This is a genomic window from Pantoea hericii (assembly GCF_014155795.1).
In the GTDB taxonomy this organism is placed as follows: Bacteria; Pseudomonadota; Gammaproteobacteria; order Enterobacterales; family Enterobacteriaceae; genus Pantoea; species Pantoea eucalypti.
In genome coordinates, this window is record NZ_SCKV01000005.1 from 416,416 (window position 1) to 441,664 (window position 25,249).

A 25,249-nucleotide genomic window follows, 5' to 3' on the forward strand; every position below is an offset into this window, starting at 1 on the left:
TACGGCGTCAAATTCACTTGTTGTCAGTTTCACGCGGTTTACGCAGTACTTCATTGATTTCCGGCTTATCCAGTGGGCCACTGATGTGATAACGCAGCAGCGATATCTTGTTCCAAAGGGGTCCCAGAACTTTACTGGCGGCAAACACCGCGGCACCAATCACCGGATTGATGGCAAAGGCGGTTGCCACGCCGACTGAAGCGGATATTTCCGGCGCCACCACCGCTTCCATGTCAATCTGACGTTTTACCAGGTCGAGATTGCCCTGCATGGCGATATCGGCTTCCAGCCCATCCACCAGCAGGTTATCGGTGCGCATCCTGCCGTTTTCGATCCAGGCGGTGCCGTTAATCGAATCGAAATAGAACGAGTTGGTAAAGGTGTCGCTGAAGTCGAAGCGCAGCTTGCGCAGCAGCGCATCAAAGCTCACCAGTCGCAGGATTTTTCCCGCTGTGCCTGTGTTGACATCCGCAATCTGGCCTTTGCCAAAGTGGGTCTTCAGGGTACCGCTCAGCGTCTCTGCGGAGGGCTGCCAGGGGGCAGAGCGCCAGTGCAGATCGTAAGAAATATCAAATGGCGCATCGCGCAGCGGCGTGTTGACACCAAACCAGTTGGTCGCGTTATTGACATTCGGGCCTTTGAGCGTCCCCTTCAGCGAGGTGCGCTGGTCATCGGGACGGTTGATCCACTCACCGTTAATTTTAAGCTGCGAACTGCCGGTATCCACTTTACCATTAGTAAGCGCTAACTTATCTCCTTCAGGTTGCAGCGCCGCAGATATCTGACCATATTTCTGGCCGAGCACCCAGCATTCTTTACAGCGTAATTGCAGAGCGGGCCACTGGCTGAAATTAATGTTTTTGGCTTGCTGAGGAGACGCTTTGCCGCCTTTATCGGCATCACCTGCATCATTACCCCACTGCGGATTGTAGTAGAGGTAATCCAGGTTCACTTGCCACGGCGCTTTAGGTGCCATTAGCAGCGCACCACGCAACTCTTTCGCATTGACGCTGACCTGGCTATTGCCGCCTGAACCCTGCGCCAGCGTCGCCTCAACATCATGCCATTGCTGCCCGGCCAGCGTGACTGCCGGACTGCGCAGCGTGATGTTACCCGGCAGCGTGACGCCACCCGTCTGGAAATCGCTACCGCCGCCTGATGCACGTGTCCCGGAAGAACCTCCGGCAGCCATCATCGCCACCCAGGCCTCGCCATCCAGCGCAGGCAGGTTCAGCACCATGCCAGCATGATCGGGCAGAGCCGGCGTTTTCCGGGCATCATTCAGCCAAATGCCGCGGTCAACACGCAACGTCGGCTCCAGCAACCAGCGGCTGTTAAAACGGTGGTCTTCATCTATGCTGCCACTGAGATCGAAATGGTTCAGGTCACCGCTGGCCTGAATGGCAATCGGCATTGCCTCACCGGCATTTTTATCGAGCGGTGCAGGTAAGTGACTACTTACTTCTTTGGCATTACCGTTCAGTACCACGTCATAACGCGCCCCGCCATGATGGGGCAGCGTGATATTCACGTCGCCCTGCCAGGGGAGATGCCCGCCCAGTTGCTTACTGACAGCTGCCGGGACCTCGCTGATTTTAGCGGGTTGCCAGTCGCCCTGAAGGTTGACGTTCACGCCAAAGTCGTCCGGGTTCTCTTTGGTGCTGAAACGGACGCCCGTCGGCTGACCAAACCAGTTTGCCCGCAGATCCTCACTCTCCAGATTGCCATTGTCGTAACGGAAGCGGCCTGAAAGGTTGTTGATCGTGGTTTTTAACGGCTTGATAAACAGTGAATTATTGTTCAGATCGACATTGCCGCGGGCGTGCACCTGCTGGCCATCCAATGGAATATCCAGATTCAGATGGCCACCGACGCGGCCTTTGATTTCCAGCTCCGACAGCGCGGCACCCAATGAAGGTTTCAGCGGCGTCTGATCGAAATAGTCAGCGATCTGCGGACCTTCGCCGCTGATATCCCCGTCGATGATCAGTTTTTCTTTAAGATAGTCCGGGATCACCGCCGTGACATTATGCGCGTCCACCTCGCCCAGTCGGGCAATGGGTGCTTTCATCCACAGACCGTCGTTCAGGAAGTTAAGGTCAATATCGAGATTGCTCAACGCCGGCCATTTGGGCTGAAACGCATAGGTCGCCTGGCGAAGCGGCACCCAGACCTGGAACATGCCATCATTGTGCTTGAACGGGAACAGCGCCGGGTTACCTGCAAACAGCAGCGTGGCATTGTCCACCCTGCCACCCTTCACTGCCCCACTCAGATAGTGCGTCAGGCTATTACCCATCAGCGGTACCGGGAAGTAGCGCCAGGCATCGCCCGCATCGGTAAGCCGGATACCGGCCAGAATATCCAGACGGGGTTCACCACCGCTATTCTGCTGATAGCTGAAATCCCCACGCGCCCAGAGCGAGCGAGCCTGCAGGTCAAGGTTTTCACCCGCCAGCGTGAGGCCATGTTCATCACGCAGCCACCGCACCGCACCGGTCACGCGCTTAATCTCTAAAGGGGCCTGGAACATATCGCCATAGGGAACGGTTGCCGCCCCCATATCTACACTGACCTGACCATTGCTCAGGCTGCCGCGCGCTTCACCGCTTAAATGGCTGATGCCCGGCAACAATTTCCAGTGCTGCCAGCTGAAATCACGCCACTTTACCTGGACGCGGGTTTTTTCAGGCTGCTGTAAGGGAATATCCAGCGCCAGGCCATCGACGGTGCCTTGTGGCTGCAGCGTCTGCCAGTTTTCAAACAGCGCCGGAGAGAGCGGCGCAAACAGCGGAACGATAGGTGCAATATGGCTCAATACCAGTTGTGTCGCGCGAACACGTACTTCCGGCTGACCTTCCGGCCCCAGCAGCTGTTTATCCTCAGGACGCCATAACAGAGAGAAGTGGCCGGCGGGCCATGACTGGCCGTCAGTGCTGAGCCGCGTGTGCGGCACATTGACGACCCAGCCATTCTGGAAGCGTGACAAATGCGCGGTCAGCCCATCGACGTCTATGCGGTGTCGGCCGGTCTCGCCCTGCCAGCTGGCGCCCCCCTTGCGCAGCAGCAGATCACCGGCATAAATGTCGCCATCACGCAGGTTGACCCAGGCTGCCAGGCTGAAGCGGGCGCTGTCCAGGCGGGTGTTATCGCGCACCCAGCGGCCCAGCCATGGACGCATGTCGACGTCGTCGGCCTGCATCCAGATGCGACCATCATTGAGTACGCCGTTGCTGTCATTGAGATCGAGCCGCACCTGAACTACGCCGTGCTGGCCGGTAAAGCTCGACAGACTGACTTCACCCTCGGCCCGGTGGCGGTTGTCTTCGTTGACCCAGGAGAGTCGCGGAATCGCCAGTTCAGCATGCTGGCCGGAAGGGGTGCGGAAACGGATGGTGCTATCCCGCAGGTCGAAGTGGTCAAACTGACGCAGAAAGAGTTCATTAATCTGCGCCGGACGGAAGCTGTTTTTCTCTTTGTCGTTGTCGAGTAAAGGACGATTAGTCTCGAGGTGCAGCTGCCAGAAGGTCAGATCGCGAAACTGCCAGCGCCAGTGCAGCAGGGATTGCCAGACGTCGAGCGCCAGGTTGATGCGATTGATCGAGAGTTTACCGTTCTCATTAAGATCAACGTTGAGATCGCGTACCTGCAGAGTCGGGCCAAAGTTCTCCCACTTGCCCTCTAACTGGCTGGCGTTAACCGGCACACCTGTGCGGTCAGAGATGAATTGCAGAAGGTTGCTGCGATAGCTGTCGAGATGCGGCATCACCAGACGCAATCCGCTGACCAGCAGCGCGACAATCACGATGATTGCCGCGACCAGCAGTAACAAAATCCTCGGCAACTGCCTCACGCACGCCTCTCCTTGTGTTCCGTAAACGACGGATAGTTGGTTCTTAATACCCGACCGTCTTCAGATGAAAGCGTTAAAAGCGCGCATTTTATCTCAAACAAGGGCGATTTTTCAGCCCGATTTCCGAAGAAACCGGTATTTGGACTGGTGTTACATCATCACCACGTCGAACTGCTCCTGAGTGTAAAGCGCTTCGACATGGACTTTGACCTGCTTGCCGACAAAGATTTCAACTTCAGCCAGTGCATGAGACTCGTCGGTTTTTAACGCTTCACCGACCGTCGGTGAAACATAGACCAGGAAACGGTCAGAATCATAGGCGTGGTGAACCCGGACAATTTCACGCATGCTCTCATAGCAAACCGTTTCAACGGTTTTCAGCGTGCCGCGCCCTTTGCAGACCGGGCAATCCTGACATAGAACGTGCTCAATGCTTTCACGGGTACGCTTACGCGTCATTTCCACCAGACCCAACGCCGAGAACCCATTGATACCGGTTTTAACCCGATCTTTACTGAGTGCGCTTTCCAGCGAATGCAGTACCCGGCGCCGGTGGTCTTCATTGCTCATGTCAATGAAGTCGATAATGATAATGCCTCCCAGATTACGCAGTCGCAGCTGACGCGCGATCGCCTGAGTGGCCTCAACATTGGTATTAAAGATCGTCTCATCCAGATTGCGATGGCCGACAAACGCACCGGTGTTGATATCGATAGTCGTCATCGCTTCGGTCTGATCGATGATCAGATATCCGCCTGACTTTAGTTCAACTTTGCGATCCAGCGAACGCTGAATCTCATTTTCGACATCAAACAGGTCGAAAATAGGCTGTTTACCGTTGTAAAGCTCCAGCTTGCCGGCCATTTCCGGGATATATTCACCGGTAAATTCCACCAGCATGTCGCAGGTCAGACGGGAGTCGACCCGGATGCGATCCAGCGCAGCGCCGGCAAAATCACGCAGAATACGCTGGGCCAGCGCCAGCTCGCCGTAAAGCAGGCAGCGGGTCTGGTTGCGCTTTTTACGTTCGCTGACTTTGGTCCAGAGACGTTTGAGAAAAGCCGCGTCCTGCGCCAGCTCCTCTTCTCCAATTCCCTCTGCGGCGGTGCGGATGATAAAGCCACCGAGGTCGTCGCAGTAGTCAGCCACCACCGCTTTAAGCCGATCGCGCTCTTTCTCACTCTCAATGCGCTGAGAGACACCAACATGCGATGCGCCCGGCATAAAGACCAGGTAACGCGAAGGCAGGGTAATGTCCGTCGTCAGCCGGGCACCTTTAGTACCCAGCGGATCCTTGACGACCTGAACCACCAGATCCTGTCCCTGACGCACCAGCTCAGCGATATCACGCACGATGAAGTTTTTCTTTTCGTCACCCGCCACACATTCAGTATGCGGCATGATGTCAGAGGCGTGCAGAAAAGCCGCTTTTTCCAGCCCGATATCGACAAAGGCGGCCTGCATGCCGGGCAGAACACGACTGACACGTCCTTTGTAAATATTGCCAACAATGCCGCGCCGCGCTTCACGCTCAATATGTATTTCCTGAAGGATGCCGCCGTCAATATAGGCAACACGCGTTTCAGAAGGCGTGACGTTAACCAGTAATTCAGCCGTCATGTTGACCTCTTACAGCACGCAGTGACTGGAAATGGCTGATCAGCTCCGCTGTCTCAACCAGAGGTAATCCGACCACTGCATGGTAGCTTCCATTAATTTTTCGGACAAAGTTTCCTCCCCTGCCCTGAATACCGTATGCACCCGCTTTATCCATCGGTTCGCCGGTAGCGATATAGTCGTCGATGTCGGTCTCCGTTAAGGTGCGGAATGTCACATCAGTGGTCACAACGCAATCCAGCGCCTGCTGGCTGTCGGCCAGCGCTACCGCCGTCATCACCTGATGTGTATGGCCCGAGAGTTTGCGCAGCATCGCGTGGGCATGGGCGGCATCGCGTGGTTTTTCCAGCACGTCGCCATTCAGCACCACGATGGTATCCGCGCCCAGCACCGGCAGATCCTGCGCGGCCAGTCTGACACCTGCCTGCGCTTTGTCGTTTGCCAGACGGCGGACATAAATTTCCGCCGCTTCATTTGGCTGACGTTGCTCTTCAACGTCAGTCACGATGCGCTCAAATGTCAGGCCAAGTTGAGTTAACAGCTCACGACGACGCGGTGAACCGGAAGCAAGATAAAGGGTTACCATAAATTTCCTTATTGAACAGCGAACTGACGACGAATTTTTCTCATTAATAAGAATAGCCAGGGCCAGAGAATACCGTCGACGACACTGCTCCAGAAAATTTCAGGTCGGAATGAAACGTTGATTACCAGGAACTCTGCCCAGAAGACAATCACATCCATCGCCAGTGACAGCACCATAACCATTAACGCTTGCTGCCACAACGCTAAGTTGCGGAATAACTGGAACTTAAAGGCAATCAGGTAGGCGATGATACTGAGCGCCAGCGCACGCACGCCAAGCGTCGATCCGGCAACCAGATCCATGATGGCACCCAGCACAAATCCAGTACCGACATTGACCCGATGTGGCAGTGCGAGAACCCAATAGATGAGGATCAGTAGCAGCCATGAGGGCCGGAACATATAAATCTCTTCCGGCCACGGCATGATTTGCAGGACTAACGCAACCAGGAAAGAGAGCCAGATGACCCAGCGTCCCTGGCTACGATATCGACTCAAGGCTGGCCCCCGCGTGAACGCGAGGAGTTGCTCTGTCCGCTGCTGCTGGCAGACGGAGCAGGCGGTCCCATCTGAGCGGCTGGCGCTGGCGGGCCCATTTCACCGGCAGGCGGTAAAACCTGCGGCATCATCTGCATCAGACGCTCGTTCGCAACGCGGTGCACCTCATCCTGCGGCAGTGGCATATCGCCATTGCGGTCAGCGCCCCACAGCAACAGCAGGTAACGCAGACGCTGCAGACCGGCGGTCGGATGGGCCTGAATCACCGTGTAAGCGCGCTGGGTGTCCACTTTCACAGAGGAAACCACACCCACCGGATAACCTTCAGGGAAACGACCACCAATGCCAGACGTCACCAGCACATCGCCGACACGAATGTCAGTATTACCCGGCAGATGCTCAAGCTGAAGATCTTCATTACAGCCGTTGCCGGCGGCAATCACACGAATGTCATTACGCAGCACCTGAATCGGCAGGGCATGAGATGCATCACAGATCAGCAGAACACGGCTGGTGAGTTGTCCGACCGCGATGACCTGACCCACCACACCTTTGTCGCTGATGACCGGCTGACCTTCATAGACACCGTTAACGCTGCCTTTGTCGATCACAACCTGGTCGGTGTAAGGATCGGTGCCGGTGGAGATCACCTGCGTCACCATCTTTTGCTCATCCTGACGCAGCGGTGAACCCAGCAGTTCACGCAGACGTGCGTTTTCCTGCTTATATTGCCCCAGCATTAGCAGGTTACTGTTTTTCAGGAAGAGTTCACGACGTAACGCTTTGTTTTCCTGCTCCAGTTGCTGACGCGATGCCAGCGACTCGGACACGCCATCCAACAGCTGACGTGGTCCATTGGCCAGGAAGTAAAACGGACTGACCGACGTATCCAGATAGTTGCGTATTTGGGTAAAAGAACCCACACGGCTGTCGGCAATAATAATGGCAATCGCCACAATTACCGCCAGAAAAAGACGCAACTGCAGGGAAGGCCCCCTGCTAAAAATCGGCTTCATATAATCTGCGTGATCCTCGACAACAGGAGAGGAAGCGACGGCAAAAAACCGTGCTTCCCTGGGCTGAACGCACTGTACCGGCACAGATATCGCCGGTTCACATGCCACTCCCTCGCATGATCATTGCGTTCTCAGCCGGTTGAGGCAATTATTCTTCGCTGAACAAATCGCCGCCATGCATGTCGATCATTTCCAGCGCCTTGCCGCCACCGCGAGCCACACAGGTCAGCGGATCTTCAGCAACCACCACCGGAATGCCCGTCTCTTCCATCAGCAGGCGATCCAGGTTACGCAGTAATGCACCACCACCGGTCAGCACCATGCCACGTTCCGAGATATCTGAAGCCAGCTCAGGCGGACACTGCTCAAGGGCAACCATCACCGCGCTAACGATGCCGGTTAATGGCTCCTGCAGCGCTTCCAGAATTTCGTTGGAGTTTAGCGTAAAGCCGCGCGGTACACCCTCTGCCAGGTTACGACCACGGACTTCAATTTCGCGGACTTCATCGCCCGGGTACGCTGAACCGATCTCATGCTTGATGCGTTCTGCGGTCGCTTCGCCAATCAGTGAACCGTAGTTACGACGCACATAATTAATAATAGCTTCATCGAAGCGATCACCACCAATACGGACTGATGAGGAGTAGACCACACCGTTCAGGGAGATCACGGCCACTTCTGTTGTACCACCACCAATGTCGACGACCATTGAACCGGTTGCTTCAGAAACGGGCAGACCTGCACCAATCGCCGCAGCCATCGGTTCTTCAATCAGAAAGACTTCACGCGCGCCTGCGCCCTGAGCCGATTCACGAATCGCACGGCGTTCTACCTGGGTTGCGCCAACGGGCACGCAGACCAGCACACGTGGGCTGGGACGCATAAAGCTGTTGCTGTGAACCTGCTTGATGAAGTGTTGCAGCATTTTTTCGGTCACGAAGAAGTCAGCGATAACGCCATCTTTCATCGGACGGATAGCTGCGATATTGCCTGGCGTACGGCCGAGCATCTGTTTGGCGTCATGACCCACGGCCGCGACACTTTTCGGCGAACCGGCACGGTCCTGTCGAATAGCGACCACGGAAGGCTCGTTCAGCACGATGCCCTGTCCTTTTACGTAAATCAGGGTATTCGCGGTACCCAGGTCAATGGACAAGTCGTTGGAAAACATGCCACGAAATTTTTTAAACATACTAAGGGATAATCCTGCAAGCTGGGGGCGGAAAATAAAATCCGCTTACTTTACCAACCACACGAAGCTGCCACAAGGCGCAAAAACGTTCTGCTTCGGTGAAAAAAGACGCCTGATTGCGTTTAAGTCATCTGAACCGACGATCTGCAACAGCAGAATGCCGACCAGACGCCATCAGCACTGCTTTTCCCGCGTTTTCCCTGCGCCATGCCCGACATAAAATCTAACATTTCCGGCAGCAAGGTCAGGGATTCAGATGCGGCTAAACATTAAAAAAACCGCAAATTGTCGTTGTTACGACGGCAATTCATTAAATACGGTAACGTTGAGAATATTTCTTCACGTTACTGTTTACCGGAAGCGAAGAGGCAAAAAAGTCTCCCTGTCCGCCTGCGACACCCAGCGCCACTAATGTCTGCCACTCCGCCTTTGTACGAACACCCGTTGCAAACACCTGAATGCCAGTACATTTACAGACTTCAAGCAGGCTCTGCACAAACAGCTGGTTTTCTGTTCGCCGCTCAATATTACGGACCAGACCCGCATCAAGCTTGATCAGTTCCAGCGGCAGCTGTCGTATATAGGCGCTGCTGACCACAGTCAGACCCGCCTGATTGACGGCAACCCGGCAGCCAAAGGCTTTAAGTGCGCGGAATACTGGCGCTAAACGGTTGATGTGTTGACATACATCTGCCTCGGCAAGTTCAAATAAAAATCGTTTTCTTTGTGCTTTCGGACACTGCAACAGCATATTCTGTAGCCAGACGACAAATGGACGCTGCAGGAGCGAGGTTATTGTCACCGGGATGACCAGCGTCTCTTCCGGCCAGAGTTCTGAGAGTGCGGCAATGCGGGTCATCAGTTGGCGATCCCAGGCATCAGCCATCCCCAGTTGCTGAACCAGCGGCATATATTCTGCGGCCAGCACCTCTTTATCGCCATCGAAGATGCGGGTCAGCATCACCCGATGCTGAACTTTACCTTCAATATTAACGGTGGGTTTGTGGTAAAGCCTTGGGCCACCCCGGCTGAGTGTGTTCTCCAGCAAGGTTCGCCAGCGCACACTTCCGCGTCCGGCATCCTGAGGATTTCCAGCACCGTTAGTCCAGTTGTTACCGCCCAGCAGTGCCGCTCGTCGGGTGGCCATTTCAGCATTTTCAATTACCTGCGGCACGGTCTGTCCGCTGTGCCAGGCACTGATACCGATGTGAATCAGATCATCACGATTCACCATGCGCATCGGCGGCAGAGAATCGACAGCATTAATAAGTTGATCAGCAATACTGTTAGCCTCTTTGAGGCTGCGATGCGGCAGTAATACGGCAAAATCACTGCGGAAATAGCGTGCCAGTAAAGCGCCAGGGTAGCGCAGCACAAAAGTAGAGAGCATGTTGACGAAATTAAACAGGTACTCCTCAACCAGTCCCTGCTCCAGCCTGTCTTTCAGTGTGTCCAGATCGGGCAGACGCACCATCATCACAACACCGTGAGTGCCGACATTTTCCTGATCCTCCAGCAAAGTCGCGAGCTGGTTGTCAAAGAAAAGTCGGTTATTAAGACCGGTACGCCCGTCCTGTGCGGCAAAGGTACGGATTAGCGTGTCGATACGCAGGCGCTGTTCGCCCGCTTCCTGCAGATCCGCCAGCAAGAGATCCATGGCACGGCTCGCCCTGGGAGGCCACTCATCCGCACCACGGTCTGGCATGATTCCACGCTCACCGTTAATAATCGCCTCTGCCCGTGCTTCAAAATTTTCCATGCCGCGCCACTGCCGACTGAGCCAGCGATGCATCATCAGCAACAACAGACTCATCACCAGCACAACGGTAAACAGAATGCCCAGAGTGTAAGTTCCGGTGATAGAACGTAGCCAGGTTTTAGCAGGATCAAGGGTAACGACCCGCAGCTGTAATCCGGTTTGATGCATTAAAGGCACATCGACCTGAAAAAAACGATTGGGCTCGTCTTCCAGCATCTGATTTTCGTGTCGGGAGAGAGTGAGAAAAGTCTGTTTGCCGTCGTGAAGAGAAATCTGCTCAGCATTCATTATCGGCATCATACGCGTAAGCCAGCCGTGCAACGCTGCAGGCGACTCAGTGAACATCGCCTGATCGACCTCCGTCGCCAGCACCTGCGCCCGATGCTCAACCCGCTGATGGCTGAACCAGAAAACACTTAATGCGCAGCCAGCCAGCATCAACGACATTGCCAGCAAGCTTAAAAAGGTAATAAACGCAGATAATTTTGTGGTTAATCGCATCCCTGTGCCTGTATTACTGCGGTGATAACCGGATCATCCGACCTTGTACCCTTAGCCTGACGAAAACGCGAGCAAAATAGCATAATTTGCCCCTGCCGACAGCGCCTGGACGCATGAAGCCGAAGTATATCCCCGGGATATCATCGCAGGTGTTAATCCCGGCAACTTTCAGTGCATTCTCATCGCCGTGCTCAGCCAGGAAATTTCACATTTTCACAGCGAAACTGGCTGATATCAGCGATAGTCATCATGCTGGATGATGACATCCTGTCTGGAGAAGCCAAATGAAACGCATACCCCACCTGACCGAAGCCGACGTAACGCCGGAAAGCATTTTTAACCTGAAGCGCCGCCAGGTGCTGAAAACGCTGGGACTGAGCGCGGCGGCAATGGGTATGCCGGGCGTGGCGAATGCCGATATTCTCAGTTGGTTTAAAGGTAATGACCGTCCACCCGCGCCCGCTGGCCGGGCGCTGGACTTTACTAAACCGGCGAAATATCAGGCCGATCTGACCTTAACACCTGAGGATAAAGTCTCTGGCTACAACAACTTCTATGAGTTCGGGCTGGATAAGGCCGATCCGGCTGCCAATGCAGGTACGCTAAAAACTGCCCCCTGGAAGCTGACCATTGATGGCGAAGTGGCTAAGCCTGTGACGCTGGACATGGATGACATCTTTAAGCGGTTTGCTATGGAACAGCGAATCTATCGCATGCGCTGCGTAGAGGCCTGGTCGATGGTCGTGCCCTGGATAGGCTTCGAGCTGAATAAGCTTCTTTCGCTGGCGGAACCCACCAGCAAAGCGCGCTTTGTCGCCTTCCAGACGTTGTACGACCCGGAGCAGATGCCCGGCCAGAAAGATCGCTTTATTGGCGGCGGACTCAACTATCCCTATGTAGAAGGTTTACGCATTGATGAAGCGATGCACCCGCTGACGATACTGACCACCGGTGTCTATGGCAAAGCGTTGCCGCCGCAAAATGGCGCACCGATTCGTCTGACGGTACCGTGGAAATATGGTTTTAAAGGCATCAAGTCGATTGTGAAAATCACGCTGACCGACAAACAGCCGCCAACGACCTGGAATCAGATTGCTGCCGACGAGTATGGCTTTTATGCCAATGTGAATCCCCATGTTAATCACCCTCGCTGGTCGCAGGCGACAGAGCGATTCATTGGCCCTGGCGGCAGTCTGAAGGTCGAACGCCAGCCAACGCTGTTGTTTAACGGTTATGCCGAACAGGTAGCGTCACTCTACCGAGGCATGGATTTACGGGAGAATTACTAGGTGGTCCGCCTGTCGCTAAAACAGATCACATGGCTCAAGGTGATCCTGCATCTGGCGGCCCTGTTGCCGCTGGTTTATCTGATTCTGGCCGCAATGCAGGGTGGACTGAGTGCGGATCCGGCAAAAGATATTCAGCATTTTACCGGCCGCATGGCGCTGAAACTGCTGCTGGGGACGCTACTGGTTTCACCGCTGGCACGTTACGGCAGGCAGCCGCTTCTTATCCGCACGCGTCGTCTGCTCGGCGTATGGACCTTTGTCTGGGCGTCCCTTCATCTGCTGAGCTATTACCTGCTGGAGCTGGGCGTGGACAATCTGCGTCTGCTGGGCAGCGAACTGATCTCCCGTCCCTACCTGACGCTGGGTATTATCAGCTGGCTGATATTACTGGCCCTGGCGGTAACCTCTTTCCAGCGCGCTCAGCGCAGACTCGGTAAGCGCTGGCAAACCCTGCACAACGCGGTCTATCTTGTCGCGATCCTTGTGCCGATTCACTATATCTGGTCGGTGAAAATCCTGTCACCCCAGCCACTTATCTATGCCCTTCTTGCTGCGATACTGTTAGCGTGGCGTTACAAAAAATTTCTCAAATGGTGGTCCCGCTAGCGCTTCACCCGTTGTTTTCCTCTGCCGTTTTCTGATAAAAGATGTGGCCCGCAGGCTACATCCGATCATCTTCGCAGATAAGACCAGTATTTTGCTGCGAAATGACACGAAACGGATATAATGCCCGGCTTTATTGCTCGTCGGGTCTTCTTTTTAGCCCCGAAAGGTGACAAATGAAGATTCGCAAGGTATTTTACGCGATGCCTCAATGATTGCGGGAGATGGCAGCACGATGGCGCATAAATTACATATTCTGCTTTTGAACGGGCCCAACCTTAATCTGTTGGGAACACGTGAGCCTGAGAAGTATGGTCATACCACGCTTAGTCAGATCGTGGACGATTTGACGCGTCAGGCAGACCAGTTGAATGTGGAGTTGAGCCACCTGCAGACCAATGCTGAATTTCAGCTGATTGATCGCATTCATGAGGCCAAAGGCAATGTGGATTACATCATCATTAATCCTGCCGCGTTTACCCATACCAGTGTCGCATTACGTGATGCCCTGCTGGCGGTAGAAATACCGTTTATCGAGGTTCATCTCTCTAATGTGCATGCCCGCGAGCCCTTCCGCCATCACTCCTATCTTTCTGATGTTTCTGCTGGCGTGATCTGTGGGCTTGGCGCTGACGGCTACACATGGGCTTTACAAACGGCAGTAAAACGCCTGTCTCAATCTCATTAATCAAACTGAGTACGGAACCCCACTCATGGATATTCGTAAAATTAAAAAACTGATCGAACTGGTTGAAGAGTCTGGCATTTCTGAGCTGGAAATCTCTGAAGGTGAAGAGTCCGTTCGCATCAGTCGTGCCCCTGTCAATACGGGTTACCCGATGATGCAGCAGGCTTACGCTGCGCCGGTTCAACAGCCTGCTCTGGCAACAGCTGTCGCCCCTGTTGCAGCGGCTGCCGAAGCGGCACCGGCTGAAATCAGTGGTCACATCGTGCGTTCACCGATGGTAGGGACCTTCTACCGTACGCCGAGCCCGGATGCGAAAGCCTTTGTGGAAGTTGGCCAGAAAGTGAATGCTGGCGATACCTTGTGCATCGTCGAAGCCATGAAAATGATGAACCAGATCGAAGCTGATAAGTCAGGCGTAGTGAAAGCTATCCTGGTTGAAAGCGGTCAGCCGGTCGAATTTGACGAGCCACTGGTTATCATCGAGTAACGGGGCAGATCATGCTGGATAAAATTGTTATTGCTAACCGTGGTGAGATCGCACTGCGCATTCTGCGTGCCTGTAAAGAGCTGGGCATTAAGACTGTCGCGGTTCACTCAAGCGCGGATCGTGACCTGAAGCACGTGCTGCTGGCAGACGAAACTGTCTGCATCGGCCCGGCGCAGTCAGTTAAAAGTTACCTCAATATCCCGGCGCTGATCTCTGCTGCAGAGATTACCGGCGCGGTGGCGATTCACCCAGGCTACGGCTTCCTCTCTGAGAATGCCGATTTTGCCGAGCAGGTTGAGCGCTCCGGCTTTATCTTTATCGGCCCGAAAGCAGACACTATTCGCCTGATGGGCGACAAAGTCTCTGCGATCAATGCGATGAAGAAAGCAGGCGTCCCAACCGTACCGGGTTCTGACGGTTCACTGACCGATGATATGGACAAGAACCGTGCCTTTGCTAAGCGCATCGGTTATCCGGTCATCATCAAAGCCTCGGGCGGCGGTGGCGGTCGTGGTATGCGCGTCGTGCGCAGCGACAAAGATCTGGAACAATCCATCAACATGACGAAAGCGGAAGCCAAAGCGGCATTCAGCAACGACATGGTTTACATGGAGAAGTATCTGGAGAATCCACGCCACATCGAGATTCAGGTACTGGCTGATGGTCAGGGCAACGCGATCTATCTGGGCGAACGTGACTGCTCAATGCAGCGTCGTCACCAGAAAGTGGTTGAAGAAGCGCCAGGCCCAGGTATTACTGAGGAACAGCGTCGCTTTATCGGCAATCGCTGTGCTAAAGCCTGTATTGAGATTGGCTATCGTGGCGCAGGTACGTTTGAGTTCCTGTATGAAAACGGTGAGTTCTACTTCATTGAGATGAACACCCGTATTCAGGTGGAACATCCGGTGACCGAGATGATCACCGGTGTTGATCTGATCAAAGAGCAGCTGCGTATCGCCGCAGGCCAGCCGTTGTCGATCAAACAGGAAGATGTGATCATTCGCGGACATGCGGTCGAGTGCCGTATCAACGCCGAAGATCCCGTGACCTTCCTGCCAAGCCCGGGTAAAATTACTCGCTTCCACGCGCCAGGCGGTTTTGGCGTGCGCTGGGAGTCGCATATTTATTCAGGCTATACCGTGCCGCCTTATTACGACTCCATGATCGGTAAGCTGATCACTTACGGCGAATCACGCGACGTGGCCATCGCCCGCATGAAAAATGCACTGGCGGAACTGATCATCGACGGTATCAAAACCAACGTTGAACTGCAGATGAAAATCATGTCCGACGAAAACTTCCAGCACGGTGGAACCAATATCCACTATCTGGAGAAAAAACTCGGCCTGCACGAGAAGTAATCGCAACGCTGAGTAGTCAGAGGCCGGTTAATCCGGCCTTTTTCTTTTTCCGCTGGCGTTAAGGTTGAATCATGGACGCTCGTTTTATACAGGCTCATAAAGAGGCGCGCTGGTCGCTCTGGCTCACGCTGCTCTGGCTCGCGGCCTGGGGGCTCTCTGCCTGGCTGGGTGGCAGTGAAATCGGTGTCACCGGTCTGCCGCGCTGGTTCGAACTCTCCTGCCTGTTTGCTCCCCTGTTGTTCATTTTCCTGTGCTGGATGATGGTGCGGGTCATTTTCCGCGACATGCCGCTGGAGGATAAAAGTGAACAGTGAAATTATCCTGCCATTGCTGATTTATCTTGTCGTCATTGCCGCGCTGTCGGTATTTGCCGTTCGTAAAAGACGTGAAGGCAGTTTCCTGACGGAATACTTCCTTGGCAGCCGCTCCATGGGCGGGTTTGTGCTGGCAATGACGCTTACTACCACCTATATCAGCGCCAGCTCGTTTATTGGTGGCCCCGGTGCTGCCTATAAATATGGGCTGGGATGGGTATTGCTGGCGATGGTACAGGTGCCCGCCGTCTGGCTGTCGTTAGGTGTGCTGGGGAAGAAGTTTGCCATTCTGGCGCGTAAGCATAATGCGGTGACGCTGAATGACATGCTCTACGCCCGCTATCAGAGCCCGCTGCTGATCTGGCTGGCGAGCCTGAGCCTGCTGATCGCCTTTATCGGTGCCATGACAGTGCAGTTTATTGGCGGGGCGCGGCTGCTTGAAACCGCCGCAGGTATCCCCTATGACACCGGTCTGCTGATTTTTGGCGGCACTATCGCGCTTTACACTGCGTTCGGCGGATTCCGTGCCAGCGTGCTGAATGACGCGATGCAAGGCATTGTGATGCTGATTGGCACCTTTCTGCTGCTGTTCGCGGTGATTCATCAGGCTGGCGGCCTGAGCACGGCCGTGCAGAAACTGCATGACATCGATCCTGCTCTGCTGTCGCCGCAGGGGCCAGGCGAAATCATTACACCCACCTTCCTCAGCTCGTTTGTCGTGCTGGTCTGCTTTGGCGTGATTGGCCTGCCGCATACTGCGGTGCGCTGCATCTCATATAAAGACAGCAAAGCCGTACATCGGGCCATTATTCTCGGCACTATTGTGGTGGTGATTCTGATGCTGGGAATGCATCTGGCCGGTGCGCTGGGCCGGGCAATTCTGCCTAACCTGACTGTGCCGGATAGTGTTATTCCTGTCCTGATGATTACCGTACTGCCTCCGTTAGCCGCCGGATTGTTTCTGGCAGCACCGATGGCCGCGATCATGTCGACCATTAATGCCCAGCTGTTACAGGCCTCGGCCACGCTGATTAAAGATCTCTATCTGCGTGTCGCACCGCAACAGCTGGAAAATGAGACGCGGCTGCGACTGTTATCTGGCACCATTACCTTCGCACTGGGTCTCCTGCTGCTGATGGCGGCATGGAATCCACCCGATATGATTATCTGGCTCAACCTGCTGGCATTTGGCGGCCTTGAGGCGGTTTTCCTGTGGCCGCTGGTTCTGGGCCTCTACTGGGAGCGCGCTAATGCCGCTGGGGCCATCACCGGCATGGTGGTGGGGGGAGGCTGCTACGCTTTTCTGGCGAGCCTTAACCTGCAGATACTGGGTTTTCACCCCATCGTGCCCTCACTGCTTTTGAGCCTGCTGGCATTTTTAGTGGGCAACCTGTTTGGACGCGCGCCGCAAGCGGTCGACGCGCCGCAACACTGACGGAAAGAGAGACGTTATGCCGTGGATTCAAATCAAAATTAACAGCTCAGGTGAACATGCGGAAACGCTGAGCGATGCGCTGATGGACATCGGTGCGGTTTCAGTGACTTTTCAGGATACCCATGACACGCCGGTGTATGAGCCACTGCCAGGCGAAACGCGTCTGTGGGGTGATACTGATGTGATCGGCCTGTTCGATGCTGAAACTGACATGGCTGTCATTACTGCCGAACTGGAGCAGCATCCGCTGCTGGGCGCCGGTTTTCGCCACCGGATCGAGCAGATCGAAGACAAAGACTGGGAGCGCGAATGGATGGAAAACTTCCACCCAATGCGCTTCGGCGAACGTCTCTGGATCTGCCCAAGCTGGCGTGACGTGCCGGATCCCGATGCCGTCAACGTGATGCTTGACCCGGGTCTGGCGTTTGGAACGGGTACCCACCCCACTACCTCACTTTGCCTCACCTGGCTTGACGGTCTGGATCTGGACGGCAAAACAGTGATCGATTTTGGCTGTGGATCGGGGATCCTGGCGATCGCCGCATTGAAGCTGGGTGCAGCTCAGGCAATTGGCATTGATATTGATCCGCAGGCCATTCAGGCCAGCCGGGATAATGCAGAGCGCAACGGCGTCTCTGACCGCCTGTCACTTTATCTGCCCCACCAGCAACCCGACAACCTGCAGGCTGACGTGGTGGTCGCGAATATTCTGGCCGGTCCGCTACGTGAGCTGGCACCGCTGATCAGTGTACTGCCCAAGTCTGGTGGACACCTGGGCCTTTCGGGCGTTCTGGAGAGCCAGGCTGAGAGCGTCTGTGAAGCATATGCCGGCGAGTTCACACTCGACCCGGTTGCCGTTAAAGAGGAGTGGTGCCGAATTACCGGGATTAAATCCTGAATCTGGCGCCTGTCTACCCCTTCTGATATCGCACTGGCCGGCCCGCAGTGCCTTAACAGAACATTCAACCAGCCCGCAGCGTAAGCTGCGGGATTTTGCGATTTGAAATGGATGCTTGTATCGTTAATCACGTTATGTGACGTTTTTTATCTGGTGAATTGACGTACTTTTCTGGAAAAACTTTTGTTCACAATTTCAGCATAAAAAATTAACTGACTGATATTTAAGGTGAATAATCATAATCCCCGATCATCATCCGGATTTCATTGATCTTTCTTGCTGATTGTTCAAAGTTTGGCCTTTCATCTTCCTGCAAAAATGCGTAATATACGCCGCCTTGCAGACACAGTATGGCCATTCTGACTTCATGCGTATTGGAAACCTCCAGCTGAGAAATCGACTGATTGCAGCACCGATGGCCGGTATTACCGACAGGCCGTTCAGGGCGCTGTGTCACGAAATGGGTGCAGGTATGGCAGTTTCTGAGATGTTGTCTTCTAACCCGGAAGTGTGGGCTAGCGACAAATCCCGATTACGCATGGTTCACAGTGATGAGCCAGGCATTCGCGCCGTGCAAATTGCCGGTTGCGATCCCAGTGAAATGGCGCAAGCTGCACGCATTAATGTTGAGGCTGGTGCACAGGTCATCGACATTAATATGGGATGCCCTGCCAAGAAGGTTAACCGCAAAATGGCGGGTTCAGCCTTGCTGCAATATCCCACCGTGGTGGAGTCTATCCTCTCCGCAGTGGTTAATGCAGTGAATGTGCCGGTTACGCTGAAAATTCGTACTGGCTGGGATCCTGAAAACAGGAACTGTGTCGCGATTGCCCAATTGGCTGAACGCTGCGGTATACAGGCTCTGACGATACATGGTCGCACTCGTGCCTGCCTGTTCAACGGAGAAGCTGAATATGACAGCATTCGGACAGTTAAGCAGAGTGTCTCCATTCCGATTATCGCGAATGGAGACATAACTGACCCGCATAAAGCCAGAGCGGTGCTCGACTATACAGGGGCCGATGCTCTGATGATAGGACGCGCTGCTCAGGGAAGACCGTGGATCTTCCGGGAAATCCAGCATTATCTGGACACTGGGGAGTTGCTTGCCCCGCTGCCAATGGCAGAGGTCAAGCGCTTGCTTGTTTCGCATATACGTGAGCTGCACGACTTTTACGGTTCAGGCAAGGGATACCGTATAGCGCGAAAGCACGTCTCCTGGTACCTGCAGGAGCACGCCCCGAATGACCAGTTTCGGCGCACATTCAACGCCATTGAGGATGCCAGCGAACAGCTGGAGGCGTTGGAGGCATACTTCGAAAATCTTGCGTAACGAAATAAAGAGCTGAAAGAACTATGTTCGAACAACGCGTAAATTCTGACGTACTGACCGTTTCTACCGTTAACTCACAGGATCAGGTAACTCAAAAACCTTTGCGTGATTCGGTTAAACAGGCACTGAAGAACTATTTTGCTCAACTGAATGGTCAGGATGTGAGCGACCTGTATGAGCTGGTTTTGGCTGAAGTCGAGCAGCCTCTGTTGGACATGGTGATGCAGTATACCCGTGGCAACCAGACCCGTGCTGCCCTGATGATGGGTATCAACCGCGGTACGCTGCGTAAGAAATTGAAAAAATACGGCATGAACTGATTTTTAGTTCTGTCTGTTAATCACGCCAGCCTTCGGGCTGGCGTTTTTATTTGTGCCTGTTCACACAAATTCATCGCCAGACCAGTGAAACATTTGCGGGTAATATGGTAACTATAGTTGCAATTGCTGGCGTGATATTTCACCTTCTCGCTTTTGCTTGTGCTGATTTGACTTAATCTCTCTTCTGAAAATCACCCAGCCCAAACCCCTGCCAGTGCTGGGGATGTGACTTTCTACGCATTAAAAAAGCAATACCATCCCTTCGTACATATATGCATGAGCGATTGCTCACACTGCTCCCATATAGTGAAACTATTTGCACTAATTGTGATCGAGTCGACTCGCATTGCTTCCTTTTGGTGCGCCATATTAGCGAAACTTTCTAAGTACTTCCGAATATTAACCGTTCTTTCATATGAATTCAGGATTCTGCAAAACTGGCATCAGCTTTGCAGAGTCGTGGATGGCTGACCGCCATAGACAGGAAAAAACGCACATTAAAGTGCGCAAACATAACAACATGATCCCGCCACACAGGATGCTTTATGAAAAAGATGATGCTCTCTACGCTGATCGCCGCCGCCTCACTGGTTGGCCTTGCTCAGCAAGCACACGCAGGCACCACTCTGGATGCGATAAAGAAAAAAGGTTTTGTTCAATGTGGTATCAGTGACGGCCTGCCGGGCTTCTCCTACGCAGATGCGGGTGGCAAGTTTACCGGTATCGATGTAGATGTGTGTCGTGCGACGGCTGCCGCTGTGTTTGGCGATGCGACCAAAGTGAAATATACCCCGCTGACTGCGAAAGAGCGCTTCACCGCGCTGCAGTCAGGCGAAGTGGATGTGCTCTCACGCAATACCACCTGGACTTCATCGCGCGATGGCGGCATGGGCTTTCTGTTTGCGGGCGTGAACTATTATGACGGTATCGGCTTCCTGACTCACAAGAAAGCCGGCCTGAAAAGTGCGAAAGAGCTGGATGGCGCGACGGTCTGTATTCAGTCAGGTACCGATACCGAGCTGAACGTGGCGGACTATTTTAAAGCCAACAAAATGCAATATACGCCAGTGACCTTTGACCGCTCTGATGAATCTGCGAAAGCACTGGATAGTGGACGCTGCGATACGCTGGCATCTGACCAGTCTCAGCTTTACGCCTTACGCATTAAGCTCGGCAAGCCTGACGACTTTATTGTTCTGCCAGAAGTGATCTCCAAAGAGCCGCTGGGGCCATTGGTACGTCGTGGTGATGATGACTGGTTCACCATCGTCAAATGGTCGCTCTATGCCATGCTGAATGCGGAAGAGATGGGTATTAACTCGAAAAACGTCGACCAGATGACAGCCAAACCAACGACACCAGACATGGCACACTTCCTGGGCGCCGAAGGTGATTTTGGTAAAGATCTGAAGCTGGATAATAAGTGGGCCTACAACATCGTTAAGCAGGTAGGTAACTACCAGGAAAGCTTCGATCGTAACGTCGGTAAAGATAGCGCACTGAAGATCGCACGTGGCCAGAATGCGTTGTGGAATCAGGGCGGTATCCAGTACGCACCACCGGTACGTTAACAGACCTCACCAATCGGGCACCGTATTCTGCGGTGCCCTGCCCCAGCTCTCGTATTGAGGTTTCAACATGTCACAACGCCCAACCGTGAAAAGGGATTTTTCATTTGGTAATCCCACGGTTCGCGCCTGGATTTATCAGCTCATCGCCGTCGTCGCGGTGCTTGGTGTGGTGGGTTATCTGGTGCATAACACCATTATTAACCTGGACAATCGCGGCATTACATCGGGGTTTGGATTTCTTGAACGCACTGCCGGTTTCGGCATCGTTCAGCATCTTATTGAGTACACGGAGGGAGATACCTACGCGCGCGTGTTTCTGGTTGGATTAACCAACACGCTGCTGGTCTCTGCGCTCTGTATTGTTTTCGCGTCGATTCTCGGATTCGCGGTCGGTCTTGCCCGCCTGTCTGACAACTGGCTGCTGCGGAAGCTCTCAAATATCTATATTGAAACTTTCCGTAATATCCCGCCTTTGCTTCAGATTTTCTTCTGGTACTTCGCGGTTTTACGCAATCTGCCAGGCCCACGCCAGGCGCTGAATGCGTTTGATCTGGCGTATGTCAGTAATCGCGGACTTTATGTGCCGTGGCCGACCTATGCACCTGGCAGCTGGCCGTTTGTTATCGCACTGCTTCTGGCGGTAGCGGTGAGCTATGCTCTGTACCGCTTTAACCGCCAGCACCAGTTAAAAACCGGTGAGTTACGTCGCACCTGGCCCGCAGCCGTTGGAATGCTGATTCTCTTTCCTTTGCTTGCGCATCTTGGGTTTGGCGCAGCGATGCACTGGGATGTGCCGCAACTGCGTGGATTCAATTTCCGCGGCGGCTCGGTGATGATACCGGAGCTGGCGGCACTGACGCTGGCACTGTCGATCTATACCTCGTCGTTTATCGCTGAAGTGATCCGCTCAGGAATTCAGTCTGTGCCGCATGGGCAGCATGAAGCCGCCCGGTCGCTGGGTCTGCCGAATCCGGTAACGCTGCGCCAGGTCATCATCCCTCAGGCCATGCGCGTCATTATTCCGCCGCTGACCAGCCAGTATCTGAACATCGTAAAGAACTCCTCACTCGCCGCCGCTATCGGTTATCCCGATATGGTATCGCTGTTTGCCGGATCGGTGCTCAATCAGACTGGTCAGGCCATTGAGACGATCGCTATCACGATGGGCGTTTACCTGATTATCAGTCTGCTGATATCGATGCTTATGAACTTCTATAACCGCAAAATTGCGCTGGTTGAGCGTTAAGAGAACGGGATAACTATGTCTGTGACTACGCATGAAACGCCCCCCGTCCCGACGACGCCTGTCAGTCGCGCCTGGCTTTGGGCTCGTAAAAATCTATTTTCCAGCTGGTTTAACACGTTACTGACGCTGTTCTGCATCTGGGTAATCTGGCACGTTATTCCGCCCGCGCTGAACTGGCTGGTCTTTCAGGCAAACTGGATTGGTACCACGCGCGCCGATTGCACCAAAGAGGGAGCCTGCTGGGTGTTTATCCATGCGCGTTTCGGCCAGTTCATGTATGGGCTTTATCCGCATGAGTTGCGCTGGCGTATTAATCTGGCGCTGGTGATCGGCCTGGTGTCGATTGTGCCGATGTTCCTGAAGAGCCTGCCGTATCGTGGACGCTACATTGCGGCATGGGCCATGATCTATCCGGTGATTGTCTGGTTCCTGCTGTATGGCGGGTATCTGGGGCTGGAGCGTGTCGAAACACGTCAGTGGGGAGGATTAACGCTGACGTTGATTATCGCGTCGGTCGGTATTGCCGGTGCGCTGCCGCTGGGTATTTTGCTGGCGCTTGGCCGTCGTTCACGTATGCCGGTGGTCCGCACGCTGTCGATTATCTTTATTGAGTTCTGGCGTGGCGTGCCGCTGATTACGGTGCTGTTTATGTCATCAGTGATGCTGCCGCTGTTTATGTCTGAAGGTACTAACATCGACAAGCTGGTGCGCGCACTGGTGGGCGTCATTCTGTTCCAGTCCGCCTATGTGGCCGAGGTGGTTCGCGGTGGTCTTCAGGCACTGCCTAAAGGCCAGTATGAAGCAGCCGAGTCTCTGGCGCTGGGGTACTGGAAGACGCAGATGCTGGTGATTCTGCCGCAGGCGCTGAAACTCACCATTCCCGGTCTGGTTAACACCATTATTGCACTGTTTAAAGATACCAGCCTGGTCATCATCATTGGTCTTTTCGATCTGTTCAGCAGCGTCCAGCAGGCAACGGTCGATCCGACCTGGCTGGGGATGTCGACTGAAGGTTATGTCTTTGCTGCACTGGTCTATTGGATTTTCTGTTTTAGCATGTCGCGCTACAGCCAGTATCTGGAAAAGCGCTTTCACACCGGGCGTACATCGCACTGAGGTTTTACATGACTGACTCTATGACACACACTTCCGACGCGTTGATGATTTCGCTTGAGAACGTGAATAAATGGTACGGGCAGTTTCACGTACTGAAAGACATCAACCTGCAGGTCAAACCCCGTGAACGCATCGTGCTGTGCGGGCCTTCCGGCTCCGGCAAATCGACGACGATCCGCTGTATTAATCATCTGGAAGAGCATCAGCAGGGTCGCATTGTTGTTGACGGTATCCACCTGAACGATGATGTGCGTAACATTGAGCGCGTGCGCACCGAAGTGGGCATGGTATTTCAGCACTTTAACCTCTTCCCGCATCTGACCGTATTGCAGAACTGTACGCTGGCACCTTCGTGGGTGAGAAAGATCCCTAAGAAGGAAGCAGATGAACTGGCCATGCATTATCTGGAACGCGTGCGCATTGCCGAGCATGCCCATAAATTTCCAGGCCAGCTCTCTGGTGGACAGCAGCAACGTGTCGCCATCGCCCGCTCACTCTGTATGAAGCCTAAAATTATGCTGTTTGATGAGCCAACGTCAGCACTGGATCCTGAGATGGTTAAAGAGGTGCTGGATACGATGATTGGTCTGGCTGAAGACGGGATGACCATGCTGTGCGTCACCCATGAGATGGGCTTTGCCCGAACCGTGGCTGACCGGGTGATCTTTATGGATCGGGGTGAGATCGTCGAAGTTGCGCCACCGCAGGAGTTCTTTGCGAACCCTAAATCGGAGCGCACACGGGCGTTTTTATCGCAGGTTATTCACTGATTACTGGCTCAGTGATCTTACAACCCGGCCTGGTGCCGGGTTTTTTATAGCCTGAAAACTGTCTGAATGCGCTCATTCTGCTGAGGTACTGATGCACTGATGCACCGATGATAAACGTGAAGAGTGATGGGCTGCTATGAGGGCGTTTTATTGCGGACTTCCACAACGAAAGTGGATTGCCACAACGAAAAAAGCCCTTCGCATACGCGAAGGGCTCTCTCTTATTTGATGCCTGGCAGTTCCCTACTCTCGCATGGGGAGACCCCACACTACCATCGGCGCTACGGCGTTTCACTTCTGAGTTCGGCATGGGGTCAGGTGGGACCACCGCGCTACAGCCGCCAGGCAAATTCTTTTATTTACCGAACTCGTGTCTTAACTGGTGCTGATACCCAGAGTCGAACTGGGGACCTCACCCTTACCAAGGGTGCGCTCTACCAACTGAGCCATATCAGCACACTAAATTTGATGCCTGGCAGTTCCCTACTCTCGCATGGGGAGACCCCACACTACCATCGGCGCTACGGCGTTTCACTTCTGAGTTCGGCATGGGGTCAGGTGGGACCACCGCGCTAAAGCCGCCAGGCAAATTCTTTGTGCACGAAACGAATCTTTTACGTCATGACCGCGTTGCCATCGCTCAGCCACACCGGTCACATACTTCAGTATGCTCCCGCTGATGTCTTCGCTCTGCGCCTCGTCACGCCGCAAAATCTTTCGTTTCCGCAAATTATTATCCGGTACAGGCTGAAAATCGTGTCTCTCAAAAACGCCTCTGGCGTTGTAAGGTTAAGCCT

The 25,249-nt window shown here is 53.9% G+C and carries 21 protein-coding genes, 1 tRNA gene and 2 rRNA genes; 14 read left to right on the top strand and 10 right to left on the bottom strand.

All coding sequences use genetic code 11. From position 1 onward, the window contains the following. Nucleotides 1–13: 13 nt before the first annotated feature. The 7 genes from yhdP to csrD all read right to left on the bottom strand — a co-directional run bounded on the left by yhdP (nt 14) and on the right by csrD (nt 11,021). Nucleotides 14–3,853 carry an AsmA2 domain-containing protein YhdP gene (gene yhdP / locus H7K52_RS13835; RefSeq protein WP_182630144.1) on the bottom strand — a complete coding sequence of 1,280 codons (3,840 nt, stop codon included), beginning with the start codon at nt 3,851–3,853 and terminating at the stop codon, nt 14–16. 150 nt (nt 3,854–4,003) lie between these two features. Then, on the bottom strand, nt 4,004–5,473 hold the full coding sequence (gene rng, locus H7K52_RS13840) for a ribonuclease G (RefSeq protein ID WP_182630145.1): 1,470 nt from the start codon (nt 5,471–5,473) through the stop codon (nt 4,004–4,006). After that, nucleotides 5,463–6,056, bottom strand: a complete 594-nt coding sequence (locus H7K52_RS13845) for a Maf family protein (RefSeq protein WP_003855266.1) — start codon at nt 6,054–6,056, stop codon at nt 5,463–5,465. Before H7K52_RS13845 ends, rng begins: the two co-directional genes overlap by 11 nt. A gap of 8 nt (nt 6,057–6,064) precedes the next feature. Further along, on the bottom strand, nt 6,065–6,553 hold the full coding sequence (gene mreD, locus H7K52_RS13850) for a rod shape-determining protein MreD (protein ID WP_003855265.1): 489 nt from the start codon (nt 6,551–6,553) through the stop codon (nt 6,065–6,067). Beyond that, entirely contained in the window at nt 6,550–7,569 is a 1,020-nt protein-coding gene (gene mreC / locus H7K52_RS13855) for a rod shape-determining protein MreC (protein ID WP_003855263.1), read from the bottom strand. Before mreC ends, mreD begins: the two co-directional genes overlap by 4 nt. Nucleotides 7,570–7,717: 148 nt before the next feature. Beyond that, nucleotides 7,718–8,761, bottom strand: a complete 1,044-nt coding sequence (gene mreB, locus H7K52_RS13860) for a rod shape-determining protein MreB (protein WP_003855260.1) — start codon at nt 8,759–8,761, stop codon at nt 7,718–7,720. Nucleotides 8,762–9,071: 310 nt separating this feature from the next. Then, nucleotides 9,072–11,021, bottom strand: coding sequence for an RNase E specificity factor CsrD (gene csrD / locus H7K52_RS13865; protein WP_003855254.1), 1,950 nt, complete (start codon nt 11,019–11,021; stop codon nt 9,072–9,074). A gap of 284 nt (nt 11,022–11,305) precedes the next feature. On the opposite strand from csrD, the gene msrP reads away from it, so the two are divergent. The 14 genes from msrP (at nt 11,306) to H7K52_RS13935 (ending at nt 24,452) form a co-directional block, all read left to right on the top strand. Next, on the top strand, nt 11,306–12,310 hold the full coding sequence (gene msrP / locus H7K52_RS13870; protein WP_078805026.1) for a protein-methionine-sulfoxide reductase catalytic subunit MsrP: 1,005 nt from the start codon (nt 11,306–11,308) through the stop codon (nt 12,308–12,310). Beyond that, a complete protein-coding gene (msrQ, locus tag H7K52_RS13875; RefSeq protein WP_003855248.1) occupies nt 12,311–12,916 on the top strand; it encodes a protein-methionine-sulfoxide reductase heme-binding subunit MsrQ in 606 nt (201 codons plus the stop codon). Between the two features lie 232 nt (nt 12,917–13,148). Continuing rightward, entirely contained in the window at nt 13,149–13,601 is a 453-nt protein-coding gene (gene aroQ / locus H7K52_RS13880; RefSeq protein ID WP_008925813.1) for a type II 3-dehydroquinate dehydratase, read from the top strand. Nucleotides 13,602–13,626: 25 nt separating this feature from the next. Next, the gene (gene accB / locus H7K52_RS13885; protein WP_003855242.1) at nt 13,627–14,088 is read left to right on the top strand and encodes an acetyl-CoA carboxylase biotin carboxyl carrier protein; all 462 of its coding nucleotides are present in this window, start codon (nt 13,627–13,629) and stop codon (nt 14,086–14,088) included. 11 nt (nt 14,089–14,099) lie between these two features. Then, the gene (gene accC / locus H7K52_RS13890) at nt 14,100–15,449 is read left to right on the top strand and encodes an acetyl-CoA carboxylase biotin carboxylase subunit (protein ID WP_003855240.1); all 1,350 of its coding nucleotides are present in this window, start codon (nt 14,100–14,102) and stop codon (nt 15,447–15,449) included. A gap of 71 nt (nt 15,450–15,520) precedes the next feature. Further along, nucleotides 15,521–15,763 (top strand): YhdT family protein, encoded by a 243-nt coding sequence (locus H7K52_RS13895; RefSeq protein ID WP_003855238.1) that lies wholly within the window; start codon nt 15,521–15,523, stop codon nt 15,761–15,763. Continuing rightward, nucleotides 15,753–17,198: a sodium/pantothenate symporter gene (gene panF / locus H7K52_RS13900; RefSeq protein ID WP_003855236.1), complete on the top strand. Its 1,446-nt coding sequence runs from the start codon at nt 15,753–15,755 to the stop codon at nt 17,196–17,198. Before H7K52_RS13895 ends, panF begins: the two co-directional genes overlap by 11 nt. Before the next feature lie 16 nt (nt 17,199–17,214). Then, nucleotides 17,215–18,096: a 50S ribosomal protein L11 methyltransferase gene (prmA, locus tag H7K52_RS13905; protein WP_003855234.1), complete on the top strand. Its 882-nt coding sequence runs from the start codon at nt 17,215–17,217 to the stop codon at nt 18,094–18,096. A gap of 367 nt (nt 18,097–18,463) precedes the next feature. Next, the gene (dusB, locus tag H7K52_RS13910) at nt 18,464–19,429 is read left to right on the top strand and encodes a tRNA dihydrouridine synthase DusB (RefSeq protein ID WP_008925814.1); all 966 of its coding nucleotides are present in this window, start codon (nt 18,464–18,466) and stop codon (nt 19,427–19,429) included. Between the two features lie 23 nt (nt 19,430–19,452). Then, entirely contained in the window at nt 19,453–19,749 is a 297-nt protein-coding gene (gene fis / locus H7K52_RS13915) for a DNA-binding transcriptional regulator Fis (RefSeq protein ID WP_003855228.1), read from the top strand. 545 nt (nt 19,750–20,294) lie between these two features. Beyond that, nucleotides 20,295–21,320 (top strand): amino acid ABC transporter substrate-binding protein, encoded by a 1,026-nt coding sequence (locus H7K52_RS13920; RefSeq protein ID WP_003855224.1) that lies wholly within the window; start codon nt 20,295–20,297, stop codon nt 21,318–21,320. Nucleotides 21,321–21,387: 67 nt separating this feature from the next. Then, nucleotides 21,388–22,566, top strand: a complete 1,179-nt coding sequence (locus H7K52_RS13925) for an amino acid ABC transporter permease (RefSeq protein WP_008925815.1) — start codon at nt 21,388–21,390, stop codon at nt 22,564–22,566. 15 nt (nt 22,567–22,581) lie between these two features. Beyond that, nucleotides 22,582–23,682, top strand: a complete 1,101-nt coding sequence (locus H7K52_RS13930; protein WP_182630146.1) for an amino acid ABC transporter permease — start codon at nt 22,582–22,584, stop codon at nt 23,680–23,682. A gap of 8 nt (nt 23,683–23,690) precedes the next feature. Further along, entirely contained in the window at nt 23,691–24,452 is a 762-nt protein-coding gene (locus tag H7K52_RS13935; protein ID WP_003855214.1) for an amino acid ABC transporter ATP-binding protein, read from the top strand. A 230-nt stretch (nt 24,453–24,682) separates the two neighbouring features. On the opposite strand, the gene rrf (H7K52_RS13940) is transcribed toward H7K52_RS13935, so the two are convergent. The 3 genes from rrf (H7K52_RS13940) to rrf (H7K52_RS13950) all read right to left on the bottom strand — a co-directional run bounded on the left by rrf (H7K52_RS13940) (nt 24,683) and on the right by rrf (H7K52_RS13950) (nt 25,038). Further along, nucleotides 24,683–24,798, bottom strand: a 5S ribosomal RNA gene (gene rrf / locus H7K52_RS13940). Between the two features lie 34 nt (nt 24,799–24,832). Then, a tRNA-Thr gene (locus tag H7K52_RS13945) sits at nt 24,833–24,908 on the bottom strand. A gap of 14 nt (nt 24,909–24,922) precedes the next feature. Beyond that, a 5S ribosomal RNA gene (gene rrf / locus H7K52_RS13950) occupies nt 24,923–25,038 on the bottom strand. Nucleotides 25,039–25,249: the final 211 nt, after the last annotated feature.